The organism is Cohnella sp. GCM10012308, assembly GCF_042649185.1.
Lineage (GTDB): Bacteria > Bacillota > Bacilli > Paenibacillales > Paenibacillaceae > Cohnella.
In genome coordinates this window covers 120,725-145,735 of record NZ_JBHRYU010000001.1, presented here as the reverse complement: position 1 = coordinate 145,735, position 25,011 = coordinate 120,725, and the positions used below count along the sequence as shown (strand labels likewise).

The window sequence follows — 25,011 nt, the reverse complement described above, 5'->3', positions numbered from 1 at the left end:
ACCTGTCTTTATATAGCGAGGACACGTATGATGGGATCAGGTACAAGTCGAGAGGAGACTGGTCTCATGTATACGATAGAGCAATTGGAAGCAAAGCTAGCTGAACCGTCGGAGGCGCTGATCAAGCAGCTGTCGGCGATCGACGGGGACATCGTGGTGCTCGGCGTCGGCGGAAAAATGGGGCCCAGCCTGGCAAGGCTGGCGGCCAATGCCGTACGCGCAGGGGGACTTAACAAGCGCGTCATCGGCGTATCGCGCTTCAGCAGCAGCGAGACGCGCGAAGAGCTGGAATCCGCCGGCGTCGAGACGATTTCTTGCGAGCTGCTGGACGACGAGGCGCTGAAGGCGCTGCCGAACGCCGCGAACGTCATCTACATGGCGGGCAACAAGTTCGGCACGACGGGCCGCGAGCATTTCACTTGGGCGATGAACGCGTATTTGCCCGGACGGGTAGCCGATAAATACAAGGATTCTCGAATCGTCGTCTTCTCCTCGGGCAACATTTATCCGTTCATGCCGGTCGGCGGCGGCGGCGCGGACGAATCCGTCGCGCCCGAACCGCTGGGCGAATATGCGCAATCGACGCTGGGCAGAGAGCGGATCTTCGAATATCATTCGCACAAAAACGGCACGCCGATGACGATGTTCAGACTGAATTATGCGATCGACCTCCGTTACGGCGTATTGCTGGAGCTGGCGCGGGCGATCCGCGAAGAGCGTCCGATCGATCTGACGACCGGCTATGCCAACGTCATCTGGCAGGGCGACGCCAACGCGATGGCGCTGCAAAGCCTTGCGATCGCTTCGAGTCCTCCGGCGCTCCTGAACGTGACCGGACCGGAGACGATGTCCATTCGGTGGGCGGCGGGCCAGCTGTCCAAGCGGCTCGGCAAGGAAGCGACCTTCGAAGGCAAGGAATCCGAGACCGCGCTGCTGAACAACGCGTCGAAGTCCCATCAGCTGTTCGGCTATCCGGGCGTATCGCTGCTCCAGATGATCGATTGGACGGCGGAATGGGTGCTGCAAGGCGGCGCGACGTGGAACAAGCCGACCCACTTCCAGGAACGAAAGGGGAAATTCTGATGGCGACCGCCTATTTGCCGGACGCGCTGAACGCGGCGCTGCACGACGGCCTTGTTATCCCGGCTCACCCGCTTGCGCTCAATGCGGACCGCAAGCTTGACGAGCGGCGGCAGCGGGCGCTGACCCGATATTACGTCGCTTCGGGTGCGGGCGGCGTTGCCGTCGGCGTCCATTCCACGCAATTCGAGATACGCGATCCGGAGCACGATCTGTACGAGACCGTGCTGCGCATGGCCGCCGAGGAGGTCGACAAGGCTGCGCCTTCCCGTCCGTTTATCAAGGTAGCGGGCGTTTGCGGACCGGCCGAGCAAGCGCTGGACGAGACGGAGATCGCGCTCAAGCTGGGTTACGACGCGGTGCTGCTCAGCATGGGCGGACTCGGACAGCTGTCCGAGGAAGAACTGCTCGAGCGGACGCGGCAGGTCGCCGCAGTCATGCCGGTCATCGGCTTTTACCTGCAGCCTTCGGTTGGAGGCAGGATTTTCACCTACGATTTCTGGCGGGCTTTCGCCGACATTCCGAACGTCGTGGCGATCAAGATGGCGCCGTTCAACCGCTACCAGACACTTGACGTGGCGCGCGCCGTGTGCCATTCGATCCGCAAGGACGAGATCGCTCTCTACACCGGCAACGACGACAACATCGTCGCGGACCTGTTCACGACCTTCCGCTTTACGATTGACGGCCAAACGGTAGAAAAGCAAGTCGTCGGCGGTCTGCTGGGCCACTGGGCGGTATGGACGCAGAAGGCGGTGACGCTTCTCGAAGAGATCAAGACGGCCAGACGGGAGCCGTCGATCGCGAAGGAATGGCTGGTCCGCAACATCCAGGTGACCGATTCCAATGCCGCTTTCTTCGATCCATCGCACCAGTTCGCAGGCTGCATCCCGGGCATCCATGAAGTGCTGCGCCGCCAAGGCTTGCTGGAGGGAACATGGTGTCTCAATCCCCACGAAGAGCTGTCCCCGGGCCAAGCGGAGGAGATCGACCGCGTTTACGCCCAGTATCCGGACTTGAACGACGATGCCTTCGTCGCGTCTCATCTTGAGAAATGGCTTCAGGAACGTTAAACGTCCGATCGAAAAAGCGAAGGGAGAGGGGCGGACATGCGATTTAAAGACGTATTTTCGATTATGGGTCCGAGCATGATCGGCCCTTCGAGCTCGCATACGGCAGGCGCCGCAAGGCTTGGGCTGACGGCGCGGCAGGCGCTGGGCGGTCAGCCGGACGAAGCGGACGTCATCTTTTCGGGTTCGTTCGCGGAAACGTACATGGGCCACGGCACCGACCTTGCCGTGACGGCCGGACTGCTCGGCTGCGCGCCGGACGACGAGCGGATCCGGGATTCGATCGCGCTGGCCAAAGCGTCCGGCATGCAGCTGCGATTCGGCACGGAGCTAAGACCCGGCGGGCATCCCAATACGGTCAGGTTCGCGCTCCGCAAGGGCGAACGAGACTTGACTATGATCGGATGCTCGATCGGCGGGGGCAACGTCGAGATCGTCGGCGTAGACGGGTTCGACGTCAAATTCGGAGCGGATTGTCCGACGCTGCTTATCAATCATCAGGACATGGCGGGGACCGTCGCCGCGATGGCGATAATCGTCGGGCGAGCGAACCTGAATATCCGGGCGATGGACGTCGACCGTCAGAGCAGAAGCGGCCGCGCCCTCACCGTGATGGAGATGGACCAGGCGGTGCCGGACGAAGTGAGGCGCGAGCTTCAGGCGCTCCCGCAAGTCGAGCGGGTTCGCCTCGTCGACCTGAACCAGGAGGAGGGGCAACAATGAGATTCGCCACGCTTGCGGAACTGTCGGCGCAATGCCGGGCAGCGGATATGACGATCGGCCGCTATATGATCGGGGAACAAGTCAGAGAATCGGATCAAACGGAAGAAACGGTCGTAAGTCAGATGGCCAGCTATTATCAAATCATGAAGGAAGCGGTCCGCAAGGGCACGACGGAGGAGACAAAGTCGCGCAGCGGGCTTACGGGCGGAGACGCGAAGCGGGTGATGGAATACCGGGCCCTCGGCGGGACGGCGCTCGGCGGCGAAGCCAGCGCGGCGCTGGCCTATGCGCTCGGGGTGTCCGAGGTCAACGCCTCGATGGGCCGCATCATCGCTACGCCGACCGCGGGCTCGTGCGGGATCATTCCGGGCGTATTCGTGAGCACGCAGGAGCGATTCGGCTGGACCGACGACAAGATGGTCGAAGCGTTGTTCGCGGCAGGCGCCATCGGTTATGTCATCGCCAACCAGTCGTTCATTTCCGGCGCGGAGGGCGGCTGTCAGGCGGAAGTCGGATCGGCAGTCGGCATGGCGGCCGGCGCGTTGACGGAACTGCGCGGCGGCACGCCGGAGCAGGCCGTCCATGCGGTCGGACTCGCGCTCAAAAATTCGCTCGGCCTGATCTGCGATCCCGTCGGCGGACTCGTCGAGATCCCCTGTATCGTACGCAACGGCTTCGGCGCGGTGACCGCGCTCGCCGCGGCCGATATGGCGCTGGCCGGCGTCCGCAGCGTCATTCCGTCGGACGAAGTCATCGGCGTCATGAAGGATATCGGGGCAGCCATGCCCGAAGCGCACCGAGAGACGGCGAAGGGCGGCCTCGCCCAGACGCCTACGGGCAAAGCGATTCTGAGCGACCTGCGCAAGAAAGGCGGGCGTTCATGAGCGCGGTCGCCGCATGGAAGGACCAAGCGGCGCTGCTCGCAGACGAGCTGACCGCCGTCCGCCGGCAGCTGCACCGGTTTCCGGAGCTTAGCTTCGAGGAGCGCGAAACGGCGGCTCTCGTCGCGCAGCGGCTGAACCGGCTCGGCTTGTCATGCCGCACGGGATTCGGCGGTCACGGCGTCGTGGCCGACATCGTCGGCGACGCCGCGGGACCGGTCGTCGCGCTCCGCGCCGACATGGACGCGCTCCCGATCGCCGAGGAGACGGATTTGCCGTTCGCCTCGGAGCGTCCGGGCGCGATGCATGCCTGCGGGCACGACGCGCATACGGCGATGCTGCTCGGCGCGGCCGAGCTGCTCGTCCAGGCGCGGCCTATGCTGAAAGGCACGGTCAGGCTCATTTTCCAATCGGCGGAAGAAATCAACGAAGGCGCCAAGGCGATGATTCGCGAAGGGGTGCTGGAGGGCGTCGACGAGATTTACGGCTTGCACAACCTGCCGACGCTGTCCGCCGGTCTGGCGTCGGTCCGTCCCGGACCGCTGATGGGCTCGGTCGATCGGATCGAGATTCTGGTCGAAGGCAAAGGCGCGCACGGCGCCATCCCCGATCAGGGCATCGATCCGATCGTCTGCGCCAGCGCGATCGTCATGTCGCTGCAGAGCCTGGTCTCGCGGGAGACGTCGCCGTTCGATCCGATCGTCGTGACGATCGGGAGCATCCACGCGGGAGACGCGAACAATGTAATCCCGTCCGCCTGCCGGATGACAGGGACTGTCCGGGCTTTCGATCCGGACGTTCGGGAACGCTTGCCCGGGGCCATCGAGCGGATCGTGTCGCGAATCGCGGACGGATACCGCTGCCGCGCGAGCCTGACCTATATCCGCCAGACGCAGGTGCTGGTGAACCACCCCGAAGCGGCTCGCCGGGTCGGCGAGGCGATCGACGCGGTAGCGGGACCGGGGAATAGGCTGGAAGCGGCCCCGACGCTCGCGGGCGAGGATTTTTCGGCGTATTTGAAGCATGTGCCCGGATGCTTCTTCTGGCTTGGCTCGGGTCCGGCCGAGGGGGCCGAGCGCGCGTTCGGCCTGCACCATCCCCGCTTCGAGCTGAACGAAGCCTGCCTGCCGCTCGGGGCGGCGCTCCTTGCCGGCATCGCGGCGCGCAGGCTGGAAGATGGCCCGCTGGCGTCCGGTGCGCCTGCCAAGGGAGGCGAGCGCGCGTGAACATCCGCACGATCGGGCTGATCGGCACCGATTCCTCTCATGCGACCACGTTTACCGAGCTGTTGAACAATCCTGGCGATCCCCTGCATGTGCCCGGCTGGCGCGTCACGACGGCATGGCCGGGCGGTTCGCCGGACTTTCCGCTCAGCGCGTCGCGCGTCGGGACGATCATGGATCGACTAGAGACCGAACACGGCATCCGGCGGGCGGACACGCCGGAAGAAGTCGCGGCTTCCTGCGACGCGCTCATGCTGCTGTCGATCGACGGCCGGCAGCGCACGCAGCTATTCGGACGTATCGCGCCTTATGGCAAGCCTGTGTTCGTCGACAAGCCGCTGGCCATTTCCGGACGGGAAGCCGCCGAGATCGAGGCGATTTCAAACGCTTGCGAAATCCCGGTTTTCAGCGTTTCCGCGCTTCGCTACGCCGTGCTAGGCGCCATGAAGCAAGCTTTGCCCGGGGATGAGCCGATACTTGGAGCGACCGTAGGCGGTCCGCTGCAGATCGAGCCGACGCAGTCGGTCTATTATTGGTACGGCATTCACCTGGCCGAAATGCTGTTCGCGCTGCTGGGGCCGGATTGCCAGTCCGTTCGGGCGGAGAGCAGCGATGAATTCGACCGGATCGTCGGCCAGTGGCGGGACGGCCGGACAGGAACAGCGCTATGCAAGCGGCCGGAAGCGGGTTACGCTTACGAGGCCGAAGTTCGGACCGGGGGCGAAGAAACGAGGACGCTGGCGCTCGATCCGGAATTCAAAGTTCATTATGCCGGGCTGATCGCGGACGCGGTATCCTTTTTCGAGACGGGCATCGCGCCGGTCCCGCTGGGAGAGACGCTGGCCATCATCCGTTTTCTGAACGCCGCCGAGATCAGCCTTGGCGCGGGCGGCGCCCCGGTGTCGCCGGACGCTTGCGCGAGCCGTTCCTGATCGTCCCCGGAATGTCGTTCTTTGACTATTGCTGCCGCAAAGTCTATCAGGTAGAATAATAGAACAAGTACGAGAACAGAAAGCTTCCCGACTTTAACCTGCCGCAGGCGTTCGTCTTGCGGGAGGGCCGGTCGGGGGCTTTTGTTGTTGAAAGGGATGAAGTCTCCGATTATGTTGCCGAAGCCCGATCAGAGGAAAAGATTCGAACTGCTGCTGGCGCAAGCGGAGATTCCGGGCGATTGGATCGACGCCCACTTCCGCGACGGTTACATAGATAGAGTCGAGGTGAGCAAGGCGAACCGCAGCTGGCGGTTTCACTTCGTCAAGGAGGCGCTGTTGCCGCCGCCCGTCTATGCCGGATTCCACAGCCGCGTGCGAGACAAGCTCGGCCATCTTGCGACGATCGAGATGTGCCTGCGTCACGAAGAGACGATCGCCACGAGCGAGCTGCTGCTGCATTATTGGCCCCTGTTCGTGGAGTGGATGCAGAGCGAGTTCGCTTCTGTCAACGGCTGGCTGGGCAAGGCTAGGCCCGAGGCGGAAGGCGAGCTGCTCACCCTGTTCATGCTGAACGAGGCGAGCCTGGAGATGGCGCGCAAGAAGACGGTCGACACGTATGCGGCCAAGTTTTTCGAGGAGCGGTTCGGCCGCGCCTGCCGGATCAAGCTGGCCGTGGGGGAGAAGCAGCAGGAGGCCGTGGAAGCGTTCATGCAGCGGCAGCTCGAGGAGGAGCGGCTGCACGTCCGCAAGCTCATGGAGAGCATGCCCGAGGAGGAGCCGCCGGAAGACACGGGCGGCGCAGCGCCGCAGTCGCTGCAGCACGGCTACGAGATCAAGGATGACGCCGTGCCGATTGCCAACATTCAAGAGGAAGAAAAGAAAGCGACGGTTCAGGGCATCGTGTTCGGATTGGAGGTCAAGGAACTTCGCAACGGGAATACGCTGTACCTGTTCCATGTGACCGATTATACCGATTCGCTCACCGTCAAGATGTTCGGCAAGACGAAGGAAGACGTTAAGATGCTGAACCTCCTTTCTAACGGCAAATGGGTGAAGCTGCGCGGGCGCGTCGAGTACGACCGGTTCCTCAATCCGCCCGAGCTCGTCATGATGCCGAGCGACCTCAAGGAGATCAACGGACCCAAGGCCCGCAGGGACGAGGCGAGCGACAAGCGCGTCGAGTTCCACCTGCATACGTCCATGAGCACGATGGACGCGATCGCGCCGGTGGACGCCTATATCAAGACGGCGGCCAAGTGGGGACACAAGGCGATCGCCGTCACCGATCACGCGAACGTGCAGTGCTTCCCCGAAGCCGCCAAGGCCGCGAAGAAAAACGGCATCAAGATGATCTACGGCGTGGAGGCCAACGTTGTCAACGACGCGGTCGACATCGTCCTGAACGCCCGCGACACCGTGCTCGCCGAAGAGACATTTGTCGTGTTCGACATCGAGACGACGGGGCTGTCCGTTACGGCGAACAAGATTATCGAGCTAGCTGGCGTCAAGGTGACGGGCGGGCGCGAGATCGGACGATTCTCTACCTTCATCGACCCGCATGAGCCGATTCCTTACAACATTCAGCAGTTGACCAGCATCACGGACGAGATGGTGGCTGGCGCGCCGGAGCTTGAGCCCAAGCTGATCGAATTCCTCGAATTCGCGGGCGATGCCGTGCTCGTGGCGCACAACGCCAGGTTCGATATCGGCTTTATCCAGCACAACTGCAAGCAGCTCGGACTGCCCCAGCCTAGCAATCCCGTACTCGATACGCTGGAGCTGGCGCGTTACCTGCATCCGACGATGAAAAACCATCGGCTCAATACGCTGTCGAATTTATATAAAGTCAGCCTCGAAAACCATCACCGCGCCATCGACGATACGATCGCCCTGGCCGGCGTGCTGGAGGGGCTGCTCAAGGATGCGCAGACCCGCGGCATTACACGGATGGCACGGCTCAACGAAGTGAACGAGAACAGCTGGAAAACGACGCGCCCGTTCCACTGCTGCATTTACATGCTGAGTGCGGCCGGCAAAAAGAACTTGTACAAGCTGATCTCGCTGTCCCACACCGACTATTTCCACCGCGTCGCCTGCATTCCCCGCAGCAAGCTGATCGAGCACAGGGAAGGATTGCTCGTCATTTCCGGCTGCGAGAAGGGCGAATTTTTCGAGGCGGTGCTCAACAAGTCGGAGGAAGAAGCCGCAGAGGTCGCGGAATTTTACGATATTCTCGAGATTCAGCCGATCGATTTTTACATGCACCTGCTCGACAAGGGGCTCGTCGGCAGCAGAGCGGAGCTCGAACAGGCGCTGCGCAGGATCGTCGCCATCGGCGAACGGCTCGGCAAACCCGTCATCGCGACCGGCAATACGCATTATCTGGAGCCGAGGGACAAGCTGTACCGCGACATCACGATCCACGGCATTACGGGCTTCAGTCCGCTCAAGGACCAGCGCAAGCCGGACGCGCATTTCCGGACGACGCCGGAGATGCTTGACGCCTTCTCCTTTCTCGGAAAGGACAAAGCGGCAGAGGTTGTCGTGACCAACACGAACGCGCTTGCGGACCGCTTCGAGGACATCAAGCTGTTCCCCGACGAGCTGTTCACGCCGAATATCGAGGGAGCCGACGAAGAGATTCGCAATACTTGTTATGCCACTGCGCGCAGCCTGTACGGCGACGATCTGCCCCAAGTCGTTATCGACCGGCTGGAAAAGGAACTCGTGCCGATCATCAAGTACGGCTTCTCGGCGAACTACCTGATCTCCGAGCGGCTCGTCAAAAAATCCAACCGCGACGGTTATCTCGTCGGCTCGCGGGGATCGGTCGGCTCGAGCGTCGTCGCGACGTTCCTCGGCATATCCGAGGTTAACCCGCTGCCCGCGCATTACCTTTGCCGCAACGCCGCGTGCAAGCACCAGGAATGGTTCCTAGACGGCAGCGTGCCGAGCGGGTTCGACTTGCCGGACAAAGCCTGCCCGGACTGCGGCACGATGATGCGCGGCGAAGGCCAGGACATTCCGTTCGAGACGTTCCTCGGTTTCAAGGGGGACAAGGTGCCCGATATCGATCTTAACTTTTCCGGCGAATATCAACCGCACGCGCACAACTTCACCAAGGAGATGTTCGGGGAAAAGGGCGTGTTCCGGGCGGGCACGATCGGCACGGTCGCAGAGAAGACCGGCTTCGGCTTCGCCAGGAAGTACCAGGAGGAGCACGGCAAAAACTGGCGCGGCGCCGAATTGAACCGTCTGGCCCAGGGCGTGACGGGCGTGAAGCGGAGCACGGGACAGCATCCGGGCGGCATCGTCGTCGTTCCGGATTATATGGAGGTCGAAGACATAACGCCGGTTCAGTATCCGGCCGACGATACGAGCGCCGAGTGGAAGACGACCCACTTCGACTATCACGCCTTCGACGCCAACCTGCTCAAGCTCGATATACTGGGGCACGACGATCCGACGATGATGCGGATGCTCCAGGACTTGACCGGCGTAGATCCGACGACGATTCCGATGAACGATCCGAAGGTCATGAGCTTGTTCAACTCGGTCGAGGCGCTCGGCATCCAGCCGAGTCAGATCAAGTCCCAGGTCGCCACCTTCGGCGTGCCCGAGATGGGCACCCGGTTCGTGCGCCAGATGCTCGAGGAGACGAAGCCATCGTCGTTCGCCGACTTGCTGCAGATCTCGGGCTTGTCGCACGGCACCGGCGTATGGCTGGGCAACGCCCAGGAGCTCATCAAGAACAACACGTGTACGATCAAGACCGTAATCGGATGCCGAGACGATATCATGCTGTTCCTGATTTACAAGGCCGGGATGGACGCGTCGCTTGCCTTCAAGATCACGGAGAGCGTGCGGAAGGGCAAGGGGCTCACGCCCGAATGGATCGAGGAAATGAAGCGCTGCGGCGTGCCTCAGTGGTACATCGACTCCTGTTTGCGGATCGAGTACATGTTCCCGAAGGCCCACGCCGCCGCCTACGTCATCTCGGCCGTACGGACCGCTTTCTTCAAGCTCTATTACCCCATTCATTATTATGCGACGTACTTCTCCGTGCGGGCGGCCGACTTCGACGTCGAGCTGTTCTGCCAGGGGTATGACGCGATCCTGAAGGGGATGACCGAGATCGAGGCCAAGGGCTTCCAGGCGCTGCCCAAGGAAAAGAACATGATTCCGATTCTCGAGATGGGGCTGGAGATGACCGCGAGAGGCTTCAAGGTCAAGCCGCTGGACTTGTACCGGTCCGACGCCACCCGCTTCATCGTGGAGGGCGACGCGCTGATCCCGCCGTTTTCGGCTGTCGCCGGCATCGGCGAAAACGCTGCGCGCAACATTGCCGCCTCTCGCGGGGACGGAGACTTCCTGTCGATCGAGGACTTCCAGCAGCGCTCCAAGGCGACGAAGACGATTATCGAGCTGCTGACGACGATGGGCTGCTTCCGCGGCATGCCCGAATCCAACCAACTGGCGCTGTTCTAGGCGACTGCGCGCCAGGTGGCGGCGGGGACAGGCGTCCTCGCCGGCCGCCGCTGCCTGAATAATGCATTGCAAGGGGCCTGGCGGTTATGGTATATTATTTCTGGTAATCATGTGGATATCACTGTCTGCAGAAGAGTGGGGAAACCCACTCTTTACGTTTTGCATAGGCACTTTTGCATGTGCGATGCTGCAGATATCCATTTGAAGCAATCGGGAGGTCTGGTCATTTGAGCGTTTCAAAGATCAAATCCACGGTCGAACAGCTGGTCGCCCCCTTCGTGGAGGAGAACGGCTTCGAGCTGGTGGATGTAGAATACGTCAAGGAAGGCAGCAACTACTTTCTGCGCGTATTCGTGGACAAAGCGGGCGGCATCGATATCGACGACTGCGGCCGCGTGTCCGAATATTTAAGCGGGAAGCTTGACGAAGCCGACCCGATCCCCGAAGCTTACTTCCTCGAGGTGAGCTCACCGGGCGCCGAACGTCCCCTGAAGAAAGCGGAGGACGTCGCTTCTGCTGTCGGCAGACATGTATTCGTTACAACCTATGAGCCGGTGGACGGCGCCAAGGAATTCGAAGGCAGCCTGGACGGGTTCGACGGCAGCGTGCTGACCGTGACCGTCGGGCGCAAGCGCCATGAGATTCCTTACGATAAAGTGGCTTCCGCGAGGCTGGCCATCGTCTTTTAATTTGCGAAAGGAGGAGAGCAGCAGCTATGAGCATGGAGTTTATTGAAGCCTTAGGCGAGATCGAGCGCGACAAAGGCATCGCCAAGGATGTCCTCATCGAGGCCATCGAAGCGGCACTTATCTCCAGCTATAAACGCAATTTCAATACGGCGCAGAACGTTCGCGTCGATATTAACCGCAATACCGGCCTGATCAAAGTGTACGCGCGCAAGACGGTCGTCGACGAGGTGCTGGACCCGCGCCTCGAGATCGCGATCGACGCGGCCCGCTCCATCAACCCGCACTATCAGATCGAGGATATCGCCGAGATCGAGGTGACGCCGCGCGATTTCGGACGGATCGCGGCGCAGACGGCCAAGCAGGTCGTGACCCAGCGCATCCGGGAAGCCGAGCGCGGACTCATCTACCATGCGTACGTGGACAAAGAACAGGATATCGTGACCGGCATCATCCAGCGGATCGACATGCGCAACCTGTACGTCGACCTGGGCAAGGTCGAGGCTGCGCTGCCGCTCACCGAGCTCATGCCGACCGACAAGTTCAAGCAGGGCGACCGGGTAAAGTCTTATATCACGAAGGTCGAGAACACGAGCAAGGGACCGCAGATCATTCTCTCGCGGACGCATCCCGGACTGCTCAAGCGCCTGTTCGAGCTCGAGGTGCCGGAGATTTTCGACGGCACGGTCGAGATCCGTTCGGTCGCGCGCGAAGCCGGCTTCCGCTCCAAGATCGCGGTTCATTCGCGCGCGGACGAGGTCGATCCGATCGGCTCCTGCGTCGGACAGAAGGGCGTGCGGGTACAGACCATCGTAAACGAGCTTAAGGGCGAGAAGATCGACATCGTTCGCTGGTCCGATTCCGTCGAGGAATACGTCGCCAATGCGCTCAGCCCGTCCAAGGTGCTCGAAGTCATCGTGTTCGAGGCCGAGAAGATGGCGCGCGTCATCGTGCCGGACTACCAGCTGTCGCTGGCGATCGGCATCAAGGGACAGAACGCGCGGCTCGCCGCGAAGCTGACCGGGTGGAAGATCGATATCAAGAGCGAGACGCAGGCGGAGCAGGAATACGGCCGGCAGCGGACCGAAGGCGACGCGATGCACCAGGACAGCGTGACGATCGACTAATTTTCAAGCGGCAATCATATAGACGGTCCGCATGGGAGGCGAGGAACCTTGAGACCGAGGAAGATACCGCAGCGCAAATGCATCGCGAGCCAGGAAATGATGCCTAAAAAAGAACTCATCCGCATCGTCCGGTCGCCGACGGGGGAGATCTCCCTCGATCTGACGGGTAAAAAGCCCGGAAGGGGCGCCTATCTGTGCGGCAAGCTGTCCTACTTCAAGCTGGCCAAGAAGACGAAGGCGCTGGAGCGCGCGCTTAAGGCGCCCGTGCCGCCCGAGGTTTACGACAGGCTGGAGGAAGAGTTCTTGAAGCTGGAAGGCGAATTCATCGCCGCGAAGGAGTTGGATGACGGCGATGACGAAAAGCGATAAGACGCTGTCGCGTCTGGGGCTCGCCATGCGGGCGGGCAAGCTCGTCTCGGGAGACGAGACGGTGCTAAAGAGCATTCGCGCGGGCGAAGCGAAGCTGGTGGTGATTGCCCGGGACGCTTCCGACAATACGCGCAAGAAAGTGGCGGACAAATGCGCAAGCTATGGCGTAGAGCTGTTGACGGGCTACTCCCGGTACGACCTCGGGGGCGCCGTCGGCAAGCCCGAGCGCGTGTTGTTCGCCGTCACGGACCAAGGCTTTGCGAATCTCGTTCGCGAGGGCTTCGTTCAACATTCGGAGGTGGAGAATATTGAGTAATAAACAATCGGATAACAAAGATAAGCTGCGGGTGTACGAATACGCCAAGCAGTTGAACATGAGCAGCAAAGAAGTGCAGAAAATTCTCGAGCGGGTAGGCAAGCCCGTCAACAACCACATGAGCGTCATGGAAGACGGCATGGTCGGCGCCGTGGAAAAGTTTTTCCGCGACGTCAAGGCGAACGCGGCGGCCAAGATGGCGCAGAACAAGCCGGCCGGCAACCGTCCGGCAGGCGAGCAAGGCGGCCAGAACCGTCAGGGCGGCGGCCAACAGCCGGCGCGTCGCTCGGAGGAGACCGCTTCCGTAGCGTCCCGTCCGGCGCAGCCTGCGCCGACGGCGCCATCGCCATCTCCCGCGCCTGCGCCCGCGGCGGCACCGCAAGCATCGGAGCCGGCCCCGCAAGCGGCTGCCCCTTCGCAGCCTAGCGCGCCGAGCGGCGCTGCGCCTTCCGCGCCTGCTTCGGATCGTCCGCAGGGCGGCGACGGCTACCAGGGCAATCGTCAGAGCGGCGGCCAAGGCGGCGGCTACCAAGGCAACCGTCAAGGCGGCGGCCAGGGCGGCGGGGGCTACCAAGGCAACCGTCCATCGGGCGGCCAAGGCGGCGGCGGTTACCAAGGCAACCGTCCATCGGGCGGCCAAGGCGGCGGCGGTTACCAAGGCAACCGTCCATCGGGCGGCCAAGGCGGCGGCGGCTATCAAGGCAACCGTCCTGCGGGCGGTCAAGGCGGCGGCGGCTACCAAGGGAACCGTCCTGCGGGCGGTCAAGGCGGCGGCGGCTACCAAGGGAACCGTCCTGCGGGCGGTCAAGGCGGCGGCGGTTACCAAGGGAACCGTCCTGCGGGCGGTCAAGGCGGCGGCGGTTATCAAGGCAACCGTCCTGCGGGCGGCGGCGGCTTTGGCGGCGGCGCGGGCAGAGGCCCGGCACCGGCTCCGGCGGCAGCTGCAGGACGCGGCGGCCAAGGCGGCGGCTTCGGCAGCCGTCCGGGCGGACAGCGCAGCGACAACCGCGGCGGGGACAATCGCGGCGGAGACTTCAACCGGGGCGGCGCTGCCGGTGCCAAGCGCAAGGACAACGATTTCAACCGGCGCTTTGAGGAATCCGGGCGCGGCGGCCCCCGCAAGGGCAAAGGCGGCAAAAACGCCAGAGGCCGCAGCAACATGCCTCCGCGCGAGAAGATCGACAATACGCCGAAGAAAATCATTATCCGCGGCGAGATGACTGTCGGCGATATGGCTAAGCTGCTCCATAAGGACGCTTCCGAGGTCATCAAGAAGCTGTTCATGATGGGCGTCATGGCGACGATCAACCAGGATCTCGACATGGATACGATCCTGCTCATCGCAGGCGAATTCGGCGTCGAGACAGAGGTCAAGATCGCGGTCGAAGACACCAACTTCGAGACGATCGAAGAGAACGACGAAGATGCCGATCTGATCACCCGTCCCGCGGTCGTCACGATCATGGGCCACGTCGACCACGGCAAGACGACGCTGCTCGACGCGATCCGCGAGACGCAGGTCGCGAGCGGCGAAGCCGGCGGCATCACCCAGCACATCGGCGCATACCAGGTCGAAGTGCACGGCAAAAAAATTACGTTCCTGGATACCCCGGGTCACGAAGCGTTTACGACGATGCGTGCGCGCGGCGCCCAGGTTACCGATATTACGATTCTGGTCGTTGCGGCCGACGACGGCGTCATGCCGCAGACGGTCGAAGCGATCAACCACGCGAAGGCGGCGAACGTGCCGATTATCGTGGCAGTCAACAAGATCGACAAGCCGGGCGCGAATCCCGACAAGGTCAAGCAAGAGCTGACCGAGTACGGTCTCGTTCAAGAAGCCTGGGGCGGCGATACGATCTTCGTCGAACTGTCCGCCAAGCAGCGCCTGAACCTTGACGGCTTGCTCGAGATGATCCTGCTCGTCTCCGAAGTGAACGACTACAAGGCCAATCCCGACAAGCGTGCGCGCGGCACGGTCATCGAAGCCGAGCTCGACAAGGGCAAGGGGCCGATCGCCCGCATTCTCGTGCAGAACGGTACGCTGAAGGTCGGCGACGCGTTCGTTGCCGGCGACTGCTTCGGACGGATCCGCGCGATGACCAACGATCGCGGACGCCGGGTTAAAGAAGCCGGGCCTTCGACGCCTGTCGAGATCACCGGTTTGACGGAAGTGCCGCAAGCAGGCGATCCGTTCATGGTGTTCGAGGACGAGCGCAAGGCGCGCGAGATCGCCGACAAGCGCTCGATCAAGACGCGTCAGGAATCGATGCGCTCGAACCAGAAGGTTACGCTCGAGGACCTGTTCAGCAAGATCAAGGAAGGCGAGATCAAGGATTTGAACGTCATCCTGAAGGCGGACGTTCAAGGCTCGCTCGAAGCGCTCAAGGGCTCTCTCGAGAAGATCGAAGTCGAAGGCGTGCGCGTCAAAACGATCCACAGCGGCGTCGGCGCGATCACCGAGTCTGACGTGTCGCTTGCGCTCGCGTCGGCTGCCATCGTTATTGGCTTCAACGTCCGTCCGGAGCCGCGCGCCGCGCAAGCCGCGGAACAGGAAAAGGTCGACCTGCGTCTCCACCGCATCATCTACAAGGTGATCGAGGAGATCGAGCAGGCGATGAAGGGCATGCTCGATCCGATATTCAAGGAGAAGGTCATCGGCCACGCCGAAGTCCGCGAGACGTTCAAGGTCAGCAAGGTCGGCACGATCGCCGGCTGCATGGTCACGGACGGCAAGGTCGCCCGCAACGCCGAAGTGCGCCTCGTGCGCGGTGGCGTCGTCGCCTTCGAAGGCAAGATCGATTCCCTCAAGCGGTTCAAGGATGACGCGAAGGAAGTTTCGGAAGGCTATGAATGCGGCATTACGCTCGACAAGTTCAACGATCTTCAGATCGGCGACGTTCTCGAGGCGTTCATCATGGAGTCCGTCGAGCGTTAATCCGAGCAAGAAGCAGGGAAGAGGGGATGGACAGTGGCTAAATTCCGCGTCGGCCGTGTCGGCGAACAGATCAAGAAAGAGATCAGCTCGCTGATCCAGACCGAGCTGAAGGATCCGCGCATCGGCTTTATCACGGTGACGGGCGTCGACGTGACGGGAGATCTGTCCCAGGCTCGCGTGTATCTAAGCATATTGGGCAGCGACGAACAGAAAGAAGCTACGCTGCATGCGCTGGCCAGGGCCAAAGGGTTCCTGCGTTCGGAGCTCGGCAACCGCATGCGGCTGCGGCATACGCCGGAGATCGAATTCCGTTTCGACAGTTCGATCGCGTACGGCAGCAGGATCGAAGCGCTGCTGGCGGACATCAACAAAGGAAACCAGCCTTCATGAACGCCTGGACCGCGCAGCTCGACGCCGCAGTCGACTTTATCCGGGAGCGGGACGACTTCCTCGTCGTCTCGCACGTTCAGCCCGACGGCGACGCCATCAGCTCTACGGTGGCCGTCGCCTGGCTGCTGGGCAAGTTGGGCAAAAGCTACGCCATGTACAATGAAGGCCCCGTTCCCGAGCGCCTGCATTATCTGCTAGGGAGCGACCAGATTGAGACGAACGCGTCCGGCACGGCCGGGCGCGCCTATCGTCATGTCATCGCGGTCGATTGCGCGGATTTCAGCCGCGTCGGCAATGCGCAGGAGCGGTTCGAGGATCAGTTCGAGATGCTGAACATCGATCATCATCCGACCAACAATGGCTTCGGCCTCGTTAATTTGCTGCGTTCGGACGCCGCGGCGACGGCCGAGATTCTATATGAATTGATTGAGCGCGCGGGCATTGCCCTGGATAAGGACGCCGCAACGGCGATTTATACGGGCATGCTCACCGACACGGGCGGATTCCGCTACAGTAACACGACGCCGAACGTACTCGCGATCGCTTCCCGCTTGATCGATCTGGGCGTGGACGGCCCGATGCTGGCCGAGCTGCTGCTCGAGCGGATGACGCTTCAGCAGATGCTCGTTCTTCAGCGGGCGTTGTCCCGTCTGACGTTCAGCGCCGACAAGCGCATCGCCTGGCTTTGGGTAACGCCCGAGGACATGGCGGACACCGGTGCCAAAAACGAGGACCTGGAAGGCATCGTGAACTTTCCTCGCAACGTCGAGGGCGTCGAGGTCGGCATCTTGTTCAAGCAAAACGCGGAGACATCCGTCAAGGTCAGCCTGCGCTCTGCAGGCAAGGTCGACGTCGCGGCCGTATCCCAGCAGTTCGGGGGCGGCGGCCACGTGCGCGCGGCGGGCTGCCGGGTGGCGGCTGCGCTTGATGACGCGATCGGCCAAATGACGGCTGCGGTAGGAAAGGCGCTGGAATCGCATGACGCAAGCCAAAACGCATAGCTACGAAGGCGTGCTGGCGGTATGGAAACCGGCGGGGTGGACTTCTCACGACGTCGTGGCCAAAGCCAGGAGAATCCTTGGCGTCAAGCGGATCGGACATACCGGGACGCTTGACCCGGCCGTGACCGGCGTGCTGCCGATTTGCATCGGCAGAGCGACGCGGATGGTCGAGTATTTGCAGGAACTCCCCAAGACGTACGAAGCGACGATTCGCTTCGGCATCGCGACCGATACCGAGGATCTGACTGGCGAGGTGCTGGAAACCTGCGATGCCGGGGGATTGACGGAAGCCGGGATCCGGGAGACGATTCTCTCTTTCGTCGGCGACATCATGCAGGTGCCGCCTATGGTATCCGCCTTGAAGGTCGACGGCAAACGGCTTTACGAGCTCGCCAGGGAGGGCGTTACGATCGAACGCCCGGCGCGTCCGGTGACGATCCACGAGATTCGGATCGGAGAGATCAAGGCGGGCGTACCGCAGCCCGAGGCTTCTTTTTCGGTTCGCTGCTCCAAGGGCACTTACATCCGCACGCTCTGCGTCGATATCGGCCGCAAGCTCGGCGTGCCTGCAGCGATGGCGGTTCTTAAGCGGACGGAAAGCGCGGGACTCTCTCCCGGCGACAGTTTGACGCTGGAGGAGATCGCGCTTTTGCGGGAGAACGGCGGGCTCGGGGACCGGCTGGTTCCGGCCGACGATCTCGTTCCTTTTCCGCGCGTGACCGGCGGATCACTGGCTGCGTTGAATGCGAAGCAGGGCAAGGCCATTCCGTTCGAGCTGCTCTCGCTGTTGCCGGAGCAAGCCGGCTTGTGGCGTCTCTATCGCGAGGACGGCGCTTTTCTGGGCCTGTTCGAGTCGGACATGCCGGGCCGCCGGCTCAAGGCTGTCAAAGTATTTCATCCGGAAGAGTGAAGTAAGGGACCGCCCCGCGGCGGTCCTTGCTCTTTCGAAGATGCAGGGGGACAGCAGGGTGGAACGTTACGATTTGACGCATACGATGTTGACGATGGACGGCGGGCTGCCGTCCGGCGCCTGCCGGGACCGCATTGCCATGGCGATCGGCTTTTTCGACGGCGTGCACAGAGGGCATGCCGAAGTAATCCGCCAGGCGGTAGCGTCCGCGAGAGAGCAGGGATTCACGCCGGCGGTGCTGACGTTTAGCCCGCATCCGCGTACCGTGCTCGGCAAGGACGGTTACCATACCGTTTTGACGCCGCTTGAGGACAAGCTGGCGCTGTTCGCGGAGCTTGGGATCGAACTGGCTTATGTCGTGGCTTTCGATCACGGCTTCGCTGAAGTGTCCGCGGAGAGCTTCGTCCGTCGCCTGCTGCTGCCGCTCGGGGTGCGGACCGCCGTCGTCGGCTTCGACTTCCGGTTCGGCCATCGCGGGCAAGGCGATGCAGAGGCGCTCCGGCAGCTGAGCGACGACGCCATCACGGTTCGCGTCGTCGAGCCGGTGTTCGAGGGCGATGCCAAGATCAGCAGCACGCGGATTCGCGCGTGTCTGGCGGAAGGCGATTGCGAAGCTGCGGCATTGCTGCTCGGACGTCCTTATGCGATCTCGGGCGAGATCGTACATGGCGACGCCCGCGGGCGTTTGCTCGGCTTTCCGACGGCGAACATGCTGCCGGCCGTGCCTTACGTCATTCCGCGGCACGGCGTCTACGCGGTGACGGTGGGCGGCGCGGACGACGGGGAGCGCGAGCTCTCCGGCGTCATCAACGTCGGCGTCCGTCCGACGTTCGACGCGCCGGGCGGCGCGCCGAGACTCGAGACCAATCTGTTCGACTTCCAGGGCGACCTGTACGGCCGCACGCTGACCGTGCGGTTCCACCGCTTTTTGCGTCCGGAGACGAAGTTCGCTTCGTTCGAGGAGCTCAAGTCGCAGATCGGCAGAGATGCCGAGCGGGCGCGCGAGGAATTGCGGTCGCTCGGATTACGTTGAGATAGTCGACCGTCGCGTACTAGACGCTTGTTGCTATGATCCTAGGCTTTGTGCTATAATGTTGTACGTTGTCGGCTATGCCGGCTTCATAAGAACCTTGGCTTGGCCGGACGCTCTCACCGGCGACAGCTCGGCCACAGGCGATTAGACAAATCGAACACGGAGGTGATTGGGATGGCATTGACGCAAGAGCGCAAACAAGAACTGATCGAGCTGCACAAGACGCACGCTTCGGACACCGGATCCCCGGAAGTTCAAATCGCGATCCTGACGGAAAACATCAACAACCTGACGACCCACTTCAGGTCCCACAAGAAAGACCACCACTCGCGCCGCGGCCTGCTTAAGATGGTCGGCCAACGTCGCAAGCTGCTGGCATACCTGAAGAACAAGGACGTCAAGCGTTACAGCGCGCTGATCGAGAAGCTCGGCCTGCGCCGTTAATTTGCTTCGCGACACAAGCAACCTGCTTAGCCAGACGGGTATCGACCCGGGGCGGCGGGTTGCTTTTTTCAAGCTTAAGGCTTGTTCCAAGCGCCTAAGATTCGTGCGGCAGGAAATAATAGAGAGTATGTCGAATTTACATATGTCTAATTTGAGGAGGGATTGCACTGGCACACCAAGTAGAGATGTCGCTCGGCGGCCGTCCGTTATCGCTCGAGACGGGTCGCCTGGCGAAGCAGGCGAACGGCGCCGTTGTCGTCCGCTACGGAGATACGGTCGTTCTGTCCACGGTTACGGCTTCTTCCGGACCGAAGGACCTGGATTTTTTTCCGCTGACCGTCAATTATGAAGAAAAATTGTATGCCGTCGGCAAAATTCCCGGAGGCTTCATCAAGCGCGAAGGACGTCCGAGCGAAAAAGCCATCTTGGCTTCCCGTCTGACCGACCGTCCGATCCGTCCGCTGTTCCCCGAAGGCTTCCGCAACGACGTGCAGATCGTCAGCCTCGTCATGAGCGTTGACCAGGATTGTCCGCCGGAGATCGCGGCGATGATCGGCACTTCCGCGGCGCTCGCCATTTCCAACGTTCCGTTCGACGGACCGATCGGCGGCGTCATCGTCGGCCGCGTCGGCGGCAAGTTCATTATTAACCCGACCGTTGCCGAGGAAGAGAAGAGCGACATGCACGTCGTCGTCGCAGGCACGAAGGACGCGATCATGATGGTCGAAGCCGAAGCCGACGAAGTGCCGGAAGCCGACGTGCTCGAAGCGATCATGTTCGGCCACGACGAGATCAAGAAGATCGTCGACACGATTAACCAGCTCGTCGCGGTCGCCGGCCAGCCGAAGATGGAGGTCAAGCTGCATACCGTCGATGCCGCCGTTGAGAGCGACGTCAGCGCGTTTGCGCAAGCAAGACTCGTCGAAGCCGTCCGCATCGAGGAAAAGCATGCCCGTCAGGAAGCGATCGATGCGGTCAACGCCGAGACGGTCGAGCATTTTTCCGCCGTTTACGCGGACGAGCCTGGCAAGCTCGGCGATGTCAAGGAAGTGCTCTACGATATCGTCAAAAACGAAGTTCGCCGCTTGATTACGCACGATAAGGTGCGCCCCGACGGCCGCAAGCCGGAAGAGATCCGTCCGATCTCCGGCGACGTATCGCTGCTGCCGCGCACGCACGGCTCCGGCCTGTTCACCCGCGGTCAGACCCAAGCCCTCAGCATTTGTACGCTCGGTCCGCTCGGCGAAGTGCAAATTCTCGACGGCATCGGTCTCGAAGAATCCAAGCGCTTTATGCATCACTACAATTTCCCGCCGTTTTCGGTCGGCGAAGCCCGTCCGCTCCGCGCGCCGGGACGCCGCGAGATCGGTCACGGCGCACTCGGCGAGCGCGCGCTGCTGAAGGTCATCCCGTCTGAAGCTGAGTTCCCGTATACGATTCGTCTTGTCTCCGAAGTGCTCGAATCCAACGGTTCGACGTCCCAGGCGAGCATCTGCGCCAGCACGCTGGCGATGATGGATGCAGGCGTGCCGATTAAAGCGCCTGTCGCAGGCGTGGCGATGGGCCTCATCAAGGACGGAGACCACTTCACGATCCTGACGGATATCCAAGGGATGGAAGACCATCTCGGCGACATGGACTTCAAGGTGGCAGGCACGGCGAAGGGCGTCACCGCGATCCAGATGGATATCAAGATCGACGGCATCGACCGTTCCATCCTGACGCAGTCGCTCGAGCAAGCGAAGGAAGGCCGCATGTTCATCCTCGGCAAGATGATGGAAGTCATGACCGAGCCGCGCAAGGAACTGAGCAAATACGCGCCGAAAATCATTACGATGCACATCAACCCGGACAAGATCCGCGACGTCATCGGTTCCGGCGGCAAGATCATCAACAAGATCATCGAGGAGACCGGCGTCAAGATCGATATCGAGCAGGACGGCACCGTCTACATCGCCTCTTCGGATGCGGCAGCCAACGACAAGGCGCGTTCGATCATCGAAGGCATCGTCCGCGAAGTCATCGTCGGCGAGACGTATCTCGGCACGGTTAAGCGCATCGAGAAGTTCGGCGCGTTCGTCGAGATCCTGCCGGGCAAAGACGGCCTGGTTCACATTTCCCAGCTGTCGACCGAGCGCGTAGCCAAGGTCGAGGACGCCGTCGCGATCGGCGACAAGATCATGGTCAAGGTCACCGAGATCGACAACATGGGTCGCGTCAACCTTTCCCGCAAGGCGCTGCTCACGACCGAGCAGGTCCAGAGCGGCCAGTAATCGCCGCTCGCTTCTTCAATCGCATACGATAAGCAAAAGAGACCGGTTTTTTCAGTCTCTTTTTTTATTTGCGAATGAAGCGTTGCCCCTCGCAATGAAGGCATCTGCATCTTGCCACGGTTCATAATATCCGCCGCGATTGCATAGGATGTAGACAAGCGAGGGGCGCGTCCGCGCCCGGATAGGAGCTGGGAACCTGCCATGAGCAAAACGCGTTGGCCGCCCGCGGTCATGCTGGCGCTGCTCGTCCTGCTGCTTGGGGCGGGCCGGTACGGTCCGCTGCACGCATACGTGGAGTCAGCCAAGTCTGCAAGCGGCGAGGCGACATACGCGGAGACGGGATTCCTCGGCGGCAAGGACCGGCCGACGGCGGAAGAGCAATCGTACGGGGAAGAACCGTTGATGGCGTGGCTTAAGAAAGAAGCGCAAAAACGCGAGATCCCGGCTAAGGATGCAATGGTCGACCGGGTATGGAAGGCGATACCGGGGTACAACGGCAGGTCGGTGGACGTGGAAGCGACGTACGCGAAGGCAAAAGCGGCGGGGTGGACGGCCGAATCGGCAGCAGGCGCCGCGGACAAGGTTCCCTGGGTGTACAAGGAGATCGCACCAAAAGTATCGCTGCGGGATCTGCCGCCTTCGCCGGTCTATCGCGGCAATCCGGCGAAGCCTGCGGTGGGGTTGATGATCAATGTCGCATGGGGCAACGAATATTTAGCTTCTATATTAAAGACGCTGGACGACGAGCATGTCAAAGCGACGTTTTTCCTCGACGGGAGCTGGCTCAGCAAAAACAAGGAAGCGGCGGAAGAAATCATCCGGCGCGGTCACGAGGTATCGAACCATGCGTACACGCATAAAAACATGAGCACGATTACGGACGCCAAGCAGCTCGAGGAGATCGCCAAGACGCAATTGCTGTTGAAAAAGTCGCTAAACGTCGACAACCGCCTGTTTGCGCCGCCCTCCGGCGATTTCGACGCAAGAACGGTTAGAATCGCGGCCGGACTCGGCCTGACTACCGTTTTGTGGACGCTGGATACCGTCGACTGGAAGCGTCCGCCCGCTGCGGGCGTCATCGCGAAGATCGGTGCGGGAGTTGGGCCGGGAACGCTCATTCTGATGCATCCGACATCGACGACGGAGCAGGCGCTTAAGGGAATCATCCGTCAGACCAGGTCGAAGGGGCTCGTGCCCGGAACGGTATCCGAGGTGCTGTCGGAGCGGCGGTTGGATGCGTCGGCGCTGGGTAATTAAATCTTCAAGGAAGCGCTTTGCGGCGCATCTTCGGTTGTGAGGGATGTCGATTTTTGATATCATGTTATCATTCATGGCAAGGGGGAGAACGGTTGAACAAGTACACGCTGAAGAACGGCTTGCGCGTGATGATTGAGAATATCCCGACCAGCAGGTCGGTTGCGTTCGGCATTTGGGTGAAGACGGGGTCCCGATACGAGACGACGGCGGACAACGGAATCTCGCATTTCGTCGAGCATATGCTGTTCAAGGGTACGCGCCGCCACTCGGCGAAGGATATCGCCGACCGCTTCGACGGCATCGGCGGCAACGTCAACGCCTTCACCGCCAAGGAGTATACGTGTTATTACGCCAAGGTCCTTGATCAGCATCTGCCGATCGCCGTGGACATCTTATCTGACATGTTCTTCGAATCCCAACTCGCCGAGGAAGAGCTGGCCAAGGAAAAAAACGTGATCCTCGAAGAGATCGCCATGTACGACGATACGCCGGACGACACGGTTCACGACCTGGCCTCTACGGCTGCGTACGGCGATCATCCGCTGGCCTACTCGATCCTGGGGACGGCCGAGCGCTTGCATGCGATGGGCCCGGACGATCTGCGAGGGTATATGACTCGCCGCTATACGATCGACAATACGGTCGTCAGCCTGGCGGGCAACGTGGACGAGAGCGTGCTGAGTTTGCTCGAAAAGCACTTCGGCGACTTTGCGATTCATTCGGAAGCGCCGACGCTATCTGCGCCAGCCTTCAGGTCCGATGCGCTGTTCCATACGAAAAAAACGGAGCAGAATCATCTGTGCCTTACTTTTCCAGGCTGTCCGATCGACGACCCGAAAATGTACGCGATGACGCTGCTTAACAATGCGCTCGGCGGCGGAATGAGCTCGCGTCTGTTCCAGGAGATCCGGGAAAAACGCGGTCTTGCTTATTCGGTCTATTCGTACCATACGAGTTATGCGGACAGCGGTTTGTTCACCGTATATGCGGGCACGGCGCCGAAGCAGACGAGGGACGTTTACGATCTGACGATGGAGATGCTCTCCGAGGCGCATGCCAAAGGAATGAGCGAAGCCGAAGTGAACCGCGGCAAGGAGCAGCTCAAGGGCAACCTGATTCTGAGCCTCGAGAGCACGAGCAGCCGCATGAACCGGCTCGGCAAAAACGAGCTTATGCTCGGACGCCATCTGACGCTCGACGAGATGATCGAACGAATCGACGCGGTCACGATGGATGACGTCGCTCACATGATGGACCGCATCATGAGCCAGCCCGCGGCTTTGGCGCTTGTCGGTTCGCAAGATAAGGTGTTGTCGGGAATAGGGAGGGAATTCGTTGTATCCAATCCAGTTGAAGCGGCTGCCGGGGAATGAAGACGTTCCGCTGCCGCGCCGCATGTCCGAGTGGGCTGCGGGTTTTGACCTTCATGCCGCCGTGGCCGAGCCGGTCGTGCTCGCGCCGGGCGACAGGGCATTGATTCCGGCAGGCTTCGCAATGGCGATGCCCGCGGAACTTGAGGCCCAGATCAGACCGCGCAGCGGTCTGGCCTTTAAGCACGGCATTACCTGCCTGAACTCGCCGGGCACGATCGATGCCGATTACCGGGGCGAGGTTAAGGTGCTGCTCGTGAACCTGGGGCAGCAGCCCTTCGCGATCGAGCGCGGCGAGCGCATAGCGCAGATGGTGTTTCAGCGGGTGCCTCAGGTTACGATCGAGGAGACCGACGAGCTTCCGGATACGGTGCGGGGCGCCGGCGGCTTCGGCCATACGGGAGTTTAAGTTTAAAAAGTCTTGCAGGGCATCCATGCCCTGCAAGACTTTTTTTATGGTTTTCGAAACCGTTAGCGGCTCTCGGCAGTCTAATGTTGGG

21 protein-coding genes are annotated in these 25,011 nt (G+C 61.5%); all 21 read left to right on the top strand.

Features of this window, described 5'->3' with window-relative positions; translation table 11 throughout:
* The first annotated feature begins 66 nt into the window (after positions 1 to 66).
* Positions 67 to 1,083, top strand: coding sequence for an NAD-dependent epimerase/dehydratase family protein (locus tag ACFOTD_RS00670; protein WP_378114771.1), 1,017 nt, complete (start codon positions 67 to 69; stop codon positions 1,081 to 1,083).
* Complete coding sequence (locus ACFOTD_RS00665) at positions 1,083 to 2,153, top strand: dihydrodipicolinate synthase family protein (protein WP_378114770.1); 1,071 nt, start codon at positions 1,083 to 1,085, stop codon at positions 2,151 to 2,153. Before ACFOTD_RS00670 ends, ACFOTD_RS00665 begins: the two co-directional genes overlap by 1 nt.
* A 36-nt stretch (positions 2,154 to 2,189) precedes the next feature.
* Entirely contained in the window at positions 2,190 to 2,873 is a 684-nt protein-coding gene (gene sdaAB / locus ACFOTD_RS00660) for an L-serine ammonia-lyase, iron-sulfur-dependent subunit beta (protein ID WP_378114769.1), read from the top strand.
* A complete protein-coding gene (gene sdaAA, locus ACFOTD_RS00655) occupies positions 2,870 to 3,757 on the top strand; it encodes an L-serine ammonia-lyase, iron-sulfur-dependent, subunit alpha (protein ID WP_378114768.1) in 888 nt (295 codons plus the stop codon). Before sdaAB ends, sdaAA begins: the two co-directional genes overlap by 4 nt.
* Positions 3,754 to 4,980: a M20 metallopeptidase family protein gene (locus tag ACFOTD_RS00650; protein WP_378114767.1), complete on the top strand. Its 1,227-nt coding sequence runs from the start codon at positions 3,754 to 3,756 to the stop codon at positions 4,978 to 4,980. The genes sdaAA and ACFOTD_RS00650 overlap by 4 nt, the downstream gene beginning before the upstream one ends.
* Positions 4,977 to 5,909 (top strand): Gfo/Idh/MocA family oxidoreductase, encoded by a 933-nt coding sequence (locus ACFOTD_RS00645; RefSeq protein ID WP_378114766.1) that lies wholly within the window; start codon positions 4,977 to 4,979, stop codon positions 5,907 to 5,909. The genes ACFOTD_RS00650 and ACFOTD_RS00645 overlap by 4 nt, the downstream gene beginning before the upstream one ends.
* Positions 5,910 to 6,080: 171 nt before the next feature.
* Positions 6,081 to 10,397, top strand: coding sequence for a PolC-type DNA polymerase III (locus tag ACFOTD_RS00640; protein WP_483862630.1), 4,317 nt, complete (start codon positions 6,081 to 6,083; stop codon positions 10,395 to 10,397).
* Positions 10,398 to 10,624: 227 nt separating this feature from the next.
* Positions 10,625 to 11,086, top strand: coding sequence for a ribosome maturation factor RimP (gene rimP, locus ACFOTD_RS00635; RefSeq protein ID WP_378114765.1), 462 nt, complete (start codon positions 10,625 to 10,627; stop codon positions 11,084 to 11,086).
* Positions 11,087 to 11,112: 26 nt separating this feature from the next.
* A complete protein-coding gene (gene nusA / locus ACFOTD_RS00630; RefSeq protein ID WP_378114764.1) occupies positions 11,113 to 12,210 on the top strand; it encodes a transcription termination factor NusA in 1,098 nt (365 codons plus the stop codon).
* 48 nt (positions 12,211 to 12,258) lie between these two features.
* Positions 12,259 to 12,579, top strand: a complete 321-nt coding sequence (gene rnpM, locus ACFOTD_RS00625) for an RNase P modulator RnpM (RefSeq protein ID WP_378114763.1) — start codon at positions 12,259 to 12,261, stop codon at positions 12,577 to 12,579.
* Entirely contained in the window at positions 12,563 to 12,895 is a 333-nt protein-coding gene (locus ACFOTD_RS00620) for a L7Ae/L30e/S12e/Gadd45 family ribosomal protein (RefSeq protein ID WP_378114762.1), read from the top strand. Before rnpM ends, ACFOTD_RS00620 begins: the two co-directional genes overlap by 17 nt.
* Entirely contained in the window at positions 12,888 to 15,833 is a 2,946-nt protein-coding gene (gene infB, locus ACFOTD_RS00615) for a translation initiation factor IF-2 (protein ID WP_483862629.1), read from the top strand. The genes ACFOTD_RS00620 and infB overlap by 8 nt, the downstream gene beginning before the upstream one ends.
* 33 nt (positions 15,834 to 15,866) lie before the next feature.
* Complete coding sequence (gene rbfA / locus ACFOTD_RS00610; RefSeq protein WP_378114761.1) at positions 15,867 to 16,223, top strand: 30S ribosome-binding factor RbfA; 357 nt, start codon at positions 15,867 to 15,869, stop codon at positions 16,221 to 16,223.
* Complete coding sequence (locus ACFOTD_RS00605; RefSeq protein WP_378114760.1) at positions 16,220 to 17,224, top strand: DHH family phosphoesterase; 1,005 nt, start codon at positions 16,220 to 16,222, stop codon at positions 17,222 to 17,224. The genes rbfA and ACFOTD_RS00605 overlap by 4 nt, the downstream gene beginning before the upstream one ends.
* Positions 17,202 to 18,134, top strand: a complete 933-nt coding sequence (truB, locus tag ACFOTD_RS00600) for a tRNA pseudouridine(55) synthase TruB (RefSeq protein ID WP_378114759.1) — start codon at positions 17,202 to 17,204, stop codon at positions 18,132 to 18,134. The genes ACFOTD_RS00605 and truB overlap by 23 nt, the downstream gene beginning before the upstream one ends.
* A 58-nt stretch (positions 18,135 to 18,192) precedes the next feature.
* Complete coding sequence (locus tag ACFOTD_RS00595) at positions 18,193 to 19,167, top strand: bifunctional riboflavin kinase/FAD synthetase (RefSeq protein WP_378114758.1); 975 nt, start codon at positions 18,193 to 18,195, stop codon at positions 19,165 to 19,167.
* 174 nt (positions 19,168 to 19,341) lie between these two features.
* A complete protein-coding gene (gene rpsO / locus ACFOTD_RS00590) occupies positions 19,342 to 19,611 on the top strand; it encodes a 30S ribosomal protein S15 (RefSeq protein ID WP_090115765.1) in 270 nt (89 codons plus the stop codon).
* A 167-nt stretch (positions 19,612 to 19,778) separates the two neighbouring features.
* Complete coding sequence (pnp, locus tag ACFOTD_RS00585; protein ID WP_378115671.1) at positions 19,779 to 21,884, top strand: polyribonucleotide nucleotidyltransferase; 2,106 nt, start codon at positions 19,779 to 19,781, stop codon at positions 21,882 to 21,884.
* Between the two features lie 201 nt (positions 21,885 to 22,085).
* Positions 22,086 to 23,141, top strand: a complete 1,056-nt coding sequence (locus ACFOTD_RS00580; protein WP_378114757.1) for a polysaccharide deacetylase family protein — start codon at positions 22,086 to 22,088, stop codon at positions 23,139 to 23,141.
* Positions 23,142 to 23,233: 92 nt separating this feature from the next.
* A complete protein-coding gene (locus tag ACFOTD_RS00575; RefSeq protein ID WP_378114756.1) occupies positions 23,234 to 24,514 on the top strand; it encodes a M16 family metallopeptidase in 1,281 nt (426 codons plus the stop codon).
* Positions 24,477 to 24,920, top strand: coding sequence for a dUTP diphosphatase (gene dut, locus ACFOTD_RS00570; protein WP_378114755.1), 444 nt, complete (start codon positions 24,477 to 24,479; stop codon positions 24,918 to 24,920). Before ACFOTD_RS00575 ends, dut begins: the two co-directional genes overlap by 38 nt.
* Positions 24,921 to 25,011: the final 91 nt, after the last annotated feature.